The organism is Nostoc sp. DedQUE12b (assembly GCF_034530835.1).
In the GTDB taxonomy this organism is placed as follows: Bacteria; Cyanobacteriota; Cyanobacteriia; order Cyanobacteriales; family Nostocaceae; genus Nostoc.
Map to the genome: position 1 here is coordinate 46,132 of NZ_JAVRCI010000049.1, position 6,605 is coordinate 52,736.

5 protein-coding genes are annotated in these 6,605 nt (G+C 42.5%); 1 reads left to right on the forward strand and 4 read right to left on the reverse strand.

The genetic code is table 11. The features are described from left to right. Window positions 1-282: 282 nt before the first annotated feature. Together RMY16_RS22030 and RMY16_RS22035 are read right to left on the reverse strand one after the other, a co-directional pair. Window positions 283-1,995, reverse strand: coding sequence for a diflavin flavoprotein (locus RMY16_RS22030; RefSeq protein WP_322660656.1), 1,713 nt, complete (start codon window positions 1,993-1,995; stop codon window positions 283-285). 164 nt (window positions 1,996-2,159) lie between these two features. Next, entirely contained in the window at window positions 2,160-3,884 is a 1,725-nt protein-coding gene (locus tag RMY16_RS22035; RefSeq protein WP_322660654.1) for a diflavin flavoprotein, read from the reverse strand. Window positions 3,885-3,993: 109 nt separating this feature from the next. On the opposite strand from RMY16_RS22035, the gene RMY16_RS22040 reads away from it, so the two are divergent. Then, entirely contained in the window at window positions 3,994-4,842 is an 849-nt protein-coding gene (locus RMY16_RS22040; protein WP_322738163.1) for a pantothenate kinase, read from the forward strand. A 124-nt stretch (window positions 4,843-4,966) separates the two neighbouring features. On the opposite strand, the gene RMY16_RS22045 is transcribed toward RMY16_RS22040, so the two are convergent. Together RMY16_RS22045 and RMY16_RS22050 are read right to left on the reverse strand one after the other, a co-directional pair. Continuing rightward, entirely contained in the window at window positions 4,967-5,809 is an 843-nt protein-coding gene (locus RMY16_RS22045; protein WP_322738164.1) for an alpha/beta hydrolase, read from the reverse strand. Window positions 5,810-5,994: 185 nt separating this feature from the next. Then, on the reverse strand, window positions 5,995-6,489 hold the full coding sequence (locus RMY16_RS22050; protein WP_322660649.1) for an NUDIX hydrolase: 495 nt from the start codon (window positions 6,487-6,489) through the stop codon (window positions 5,995-5,997). Between the last annotated feature and the right edge of the window lie 116 nt (window positions 6,490-6,605).

Below are 6,605 nucleotides of genomic sequence, written 5' to 3' on the forward strand. Positions count from 1 at the left end.
CATCAAAAGATGCGCGGCTAGGGATTATTTGGTACGACGGGGTTGTTAGGCTGTCTCGCCGTTTGCTGCTTGTGGCATTGATTTAATAGACCTGCCTTGAAAATAGAGGCTGAAACAACGCAAAATCGTTCCAAGATCATTTTCATTGTTCCTTGTGAGCGCAGCTCATGGAGTCTCTTGCAAAAATATATTTTTGTAAGAGAAGGAAAAGGTTAAAGGAAAAGGATTTTGAGTGTCTTAACCCTTTTCCCCTTCACCTTTACCCAGACTTTTGCAAAAAGTCTAATAATGAGTTGCCGACTTGCGATGATGCACAGCTGTAACGCCATCTTTATCTAACAATTTGCCATTCTCCACAGTCGCATAAACCAGCCAGTGGTCGCCAGATTCCATCCGGTTTTGTACGGAACATTCGAGATATGCTAGGGCATCCGTAAGTATAGGAGAACCGCTTTCAGCTTCTTCGGCGGCGACATCAGCAAATCGGTCTTGTCCTGGGCCAAAAGGTTTGAGGAAGTGCTTCATCAACCCCAAATGATTCCCCTCTTTGAGGATATTGAGGACAAATTTGTTTCCTGTATGCGTCAGTGTTTCTACTGCGCGGTCTTTAGCGACGGCGATGGTTAAACCGGGTGGACTAAAGCTGGCTTGAGATACCCAAGAAGCTAACATGGCACTGGAACGATCGCCTTCTTTGGCTGTGAGAACGCAAAGAGAACCGACAATCCGACCAACTGCTTGTTCTACTGTTGTTGCAGGAAGACTCTGCGATCGCACTTTTCTCGCTTTCCTCAGTGCTTGGGCAAAGTCGGTTCCAGCTTCTTCACACAATTGTAAGGTGGCATCGTCGGGTTTGAATTTTACGCGGATGGTATCAAAACCAAACCGATAGCCAGCATCTTTTAATTTACCTTCAATTAAATCAACCGCTTCCCCACTCCAGCCAAAGGAACCAAAAGCGCCAGCGAGTTTATTGTTAGTGGCGGTGGATAGGACAATTCCTAAAGCTGTTTGTACAGGTGTCGGTGCATGACCACCAAGAGTAGGAGAACCAATGATGAAACCACCGGCTTTTTCCACAGCCGCCCGGATTTCTTCTGGTTCAGTAAATTCGCAGTTAATCGATTCTACGGCAACGCCAGCTTTTGTAATGCCACGAGCGATCGCTTGGGCTAATGTGGCTGTATTCCCATACGCTGATGCATAAATTAACGCTACTGTCAAGTCAGCAGATGTTTGCTGTTGACTCCATTCTCGATAAGCTTTGGTCAGGTCGATTAAGCCATAGCGTACCAAAGGGCCGTGTCCATTGGCATACATTCGCACAGGAAAATCAGCAAGTTTATCCAGTGCTGTTTCAACTTGACGAGCGTGGGGAGCCATGAGGCAATCAAAATAATAACGCCGATCCTCGTTATATACTTCCCAACCTTCATCAAATACCTGATCTCCACAAACGTGCGCCCCAAATAACTTATCTGTGTACAGAATTTCTGTTTGTGGATCGTAGGTGCAAAGTTGATCTGCATAACGAGGATTGGGGGTGGGAATAAATTGTAAATTATGCCCGTTACCCAAATCTAGAGTTTCTTCGCCACGCATGACAAGAATTTGCAAATCTGGATTTTCCAGCGCCGCACGTAAATTTCTCGCCCCTGGATTAGAACACACAAAGGTAATTTGCGGGGCAATTTCTAACAAAGCTTTTAAAGTTGCAGCACGGTTAGGATTTACGTGTCCTAAAATTACATAATCTAAATCTTCAAGATGGAAACGTTGCTGTAAAGCTTCTAAATAAATTTGCGTAAATGTTTCCCCTGGAGGATCGATTATGGCAGTTTTCTCGCTTTCGATTAAATAAGAATTAGCAGTTGTACCTTTAGCAAGAGCATATTCAATTTCAAATCTCAGCCTTGACCAACTGCGCGATCGCAGGATTCTTGTATTTGTAGCAATCGGGAAAACTTGAACGTCACGGGGTTTATTTTTTGACATGGCTAAAACAAGAGTTATGAGTTATGAGTTACGAGTTATGAGTTGAAGAAAGTCGTTAATCTAAATTTTTTAACTTCCGTTGTACAGACGATATTTTTTGTCCAACTCGTCCCTACAACTCCTAATTTTTAACTTCTAACTCCTAACTCCTAACTCCTAACTTTTTAGTAGTGGTTGCCAACTTTACGGTGATGCACAGCAGTCAAACTTTCTGGTTTAGAAACCCGTCCGGCGTAAACTGTGCTATATACTGCCCAATGGTCGCCGCAATCCATTCTACTGATGACTTCGCACTCCATGTAGGCGAGAGCGTCGTTGAGGATGGGCGCACCATTTTCGGCTGGCTGAGTTCTCACACCTTCAAAACGATCTGCGCCAGGGGCGAACCGTTTCAAAAAGTGTTTCATTAATGGTTGGAAATTGCCTTCTTCTAAAACGTTGAGAACAAAGCGATCGCCTACTTGCATGAGTGATTCAATTGCTCGATCTTTGGCGACTGCAATGGAAAATCCCAATGGTTTGAAGCTGGCTTGAGCAACCCAAGAGGCTAACATGGCACTGGATACATCACCTTTTTTAGCAGTAATAATATACAGTCCGCCGCTAATTCTACCTAATGCTTTATCTAAGTCAGCACCAAGAGATTTCATGGCTTTGATGCTGCGATCGCGTGTTACCCATTGAGCTAAGTCAGTACCCGCTTCTTCACACAGCTTGTAAGTATTTTCTGTAGGCGTTTGTTTAATCCGAATTGCTGGAAAAACTGTTGTCAAACCCAAATTGCGGAATTTACTCAGCAAAGGATCTATTGGCTCATCATCGCCACCGCCAGTTTCAAACACGCCGATAGCTTGTTTTTCTTTAGCAGATCCTAAAACTGTGCTGAGTGCAGCTTGAATGCTCGCAGCGCCAGAAGCCGGAGGTAAACCAACGATTAGCCCAGCACAACGGCTAACTAGTTCTCGCAGCTCTTGTAAATCGACTTCAGATCCCAAATCGACAATTTCCACAGCGACACCGGTTTTACCGATACCATTGGCAATTGCTTGCGCGAGGCGATCGCTATATCCGTATTCGGAAACGTAAAATATTCCAACTACCGTTTCTGGCTTGGCTTGCGTTTGGCTCCAAGTGCGGTAACGTCCAACTAGTTCTTCTACATTGTGAGATAATAATGGGCCGTGTCCTGTGGCAATCATGTCGATCGTTTTCAGTTCCGCCATCCGCTTCAGGGCAGACAAAACCGAGCGGGCATTTGGCCCCATCAAGCAATCGTAGTAGTAATGAAAGTCTTCTTCAATCGCTGCTAAGTCTTCATCAAAGGTGCTATCTGAGCAGTAGTGCAACCCAAAAGCATCGCAGGTGTAGAGAGTTTTGGTTTTATGGTCGAAGCTGAAAATTGTATCGGGCCAATGTAAATTTGGAGCAATCACGAATTCAAATTCATGCCCATTGCCCAAATCTAAGCGATCGCCATTTTTCACAATCCGCCGTTTGAATGGCTGATGTACTAAATCCTCAAGAAACTGAATTGCCACTTTAGAACCGACAACGGTTATTTCTGGAGCCATTTGCAACAAATCTTTAACTAAACCGCTGTGGTCTGGTTCAGTGTGGCTGATAATTAAATAATCAATCTCTGTTGGGTTGATTAGTCCGGTGAGCGTATCAAAATATAGTTGACGAAACTTTTCATGGGAGGTATCAACTAAGGCAGTCTGCTCCCCGCGAATGAGAAACGAGTTATAAGTAGTACCGTTTTGCAGACCAAACTCAATATCGAAGCGATCGCGATCCCAATCCAAAGAGCGAATAGCCGTTGTCTCTTGAGCAATCTCTACAGTCTGTATGGTGAGCCGCTTTTCAGTTTTTTCGGTGAGTGCTACCATAACTCCCTCCTTGACACAATGAGTATTTCTTCCTCTTCTTTTATTGTGACACGGCTTGAATGTTAATTTTTATTAAAAAACCTATAGTTGACTTAAAAAAGTTAAAAGTGTGAAACCACAGAGGCACAAAGAGGAAATTTGGTTAGCTTTGGAAATTGGGAATTCTCGGCTGCATTGGGCATTGTTTATTGGCGAGACACTTTACTCAGCTTGGGATACCGACTATTTTCCTGAGTCTGTCATACAACATCTAGCTGAATGTCAAACCCTAGATGATTTATTGCTGGCAATTTCTCCACCCGATCAACAAGGTAATTTTCTCACAAATACTCCACCCCTTTGCGCTTTTGTCTCTCTGCCACCCTGTCCTGTCCTCCTCACCTCGGTAGTTCCCAGCCAAACTGCTATTTGGCAAACTTACCCAAATACTCGTGTTATTACTTTAGAGCAAATATCACTCAAGGGGATGTATTCCACACTAGGAATTGACCGCGCTTTAGCTTTGTGGGGTGCGGGAAAAACTTGGGGTTTTCCAATGTTGGTAATTGATACTGGGACAGCGCTAACTTTTACAGCTGCGGATGCTAATGAGTCTTTATTTGGAGGTGCAATTTTGCCGGGATTAGGTTTGCAATTTGCAACTCTCGATCAACAAACAGGACAATTACCATTAGTAGAAATGCAAAGTTTTCCGTCTCTACCACCACGTTTTGCTCTCAATACTAAAGAAGCAATTCAAAGCGGAGTAATTTACACATTATTAGCTGGCATCAAAGATTTTATTGAGGCGTGGTGGGATTTATTTCTTGATGGGAAGATTGCGATTAAAGGAGGCGATCGCACTTTATTACTAAATTATTTGCAAGCTTTATATCCTGAAATCGCAACACGTTTAATTGTGGAACCAAATTTGATTTTTTTGGGAATGCAGAAAATAGTAATGGAGAATAAGGAGTAGGAACCGAAGTTTTCACGGCAAAGAGACAATCCAAAGCCCAGATAGCATACAATTAAAAGAGAAGTTTATCCCTAAATAAACTATGCCCAAAAGTGTAGTAGATTGGCAACAAACCCTGAATGAGCTAGTTTAATTCGTTGAAATTATGACTTTTTAAAATACCTTGAATAAACTCCCGAATCTCGCTCGCCACAACCTCAGCACAAGACTCTGGCAAGTCATTTCCGGCATGGGCAATCATTTTCAACTCGACTTTTGGCATTAGTTGAGCATAAACACGACTTCTGGCTAAAGCATCTGGGGTATCTTGTCCACCTTGTAAAATAAAAACTGGGACATCTATCATGTAAAGCTGCTTTTGCAGTAATTCCGCCTCAATTTCTACTTGTCGCCGTTTGAAAAGTAACTGGCAACCTATGGGATACGGCAATAGCGCTTGACGCAACTGCAAGTCTTGTGTAATTTTTTCATGCCAACCCAGGATTTTAGTCAAAGGACTGAGCGATCGCAACAATTTAACTACTAATGGTGGATAATTCAATAATCGCCGCATCTTCTGGCAATACTCTTCTTGTCCTGCTATCTCTACGCCCTCTGGTGCTAGCAATACCACACCATCAACTTTCTCTGGATACTTTAAAGCATAGCTAGCAGCAATCCAACCCCCAAGAGAATGCCCCACTAAATATACTTTTTTTAGCTTCACAGCTTGCAAAAATTCAGCTAAACACTCAACTTGTAAATCTATCGAATGGTGGATATTAGGATTTTCTGATTCACCAAATCCTAACAAATCAGGTGCAAAACAATGAAAATCTTGTGCAAGGGATTCCATCACAGATAACCATTGACTGCTCTCATTCCAAGCACCATGTAAAAAAATTATAGGAGTTTTTTCACCGACTTCACGCCAGAATAGTAACCCTTGAGAGAGCTTTCTCCGAGAGTTACGGAATAGTGTATCCATTTTATTTAGTAGTTAACTTTTAGCATCATAATAAATAGTCATTAGTCATTAGTCATTAGTCAAATTACAAACCCAAAGGTGTGGTGCGATTCGTTTAGCGTCTCCTTGGGGGAGCCTCTCGTAAAGAAGATTCTTTAAATCATCACTTTAGTGGCAAATGACCAATGACAAATGACAAAATATTATTATGCCAATGTTGTCAAGCCATTCAAGTAGTCTTGCAACTGCCGAGTATGGTCGTGAGACATCTTTTCTGAAGGTAGTAAACAGGGAGAGAAAGCTTGGATTTCCATGACTTCTAAAGTGTCTTGAATCTCCATTGTCCCATGCACCTCGGCTTCAACCACAATACAAATTGAATGGATTCTGGGATCGCGGTCTGGTGCAGAGTAAACTCCTACCAAACGATTAATTTTCACCAATTCTAGCCCAGTTTCCTCGATCAATTCCCGACGTACTGTATTGGGAATATCTTCTCCCCAATCCACAATCCCTCCAGGCAATGACCAAAGACCATTGTCACGCCGCCGGATCAGTACAATCCGACCATCCGGTAAAATTGGGATGATACTAGTGCCAGTAATGGGATGACGAAATATTATACCCAATACTGTTTGTCCAATACGCCATAAGCTACGTGTGGACTCTACAGCTGCCGGAAAAAAAGCAATAACGTTCAATCTTCAAAGTTTTGTGTTGTATTCTATAGGTCCCTACCACTTACATAACTCAACTAATAAAAATTTTGTTGAGTTTTGTTTTATACAAAAATGTTTGTGGTTTGAGATTTTATTCT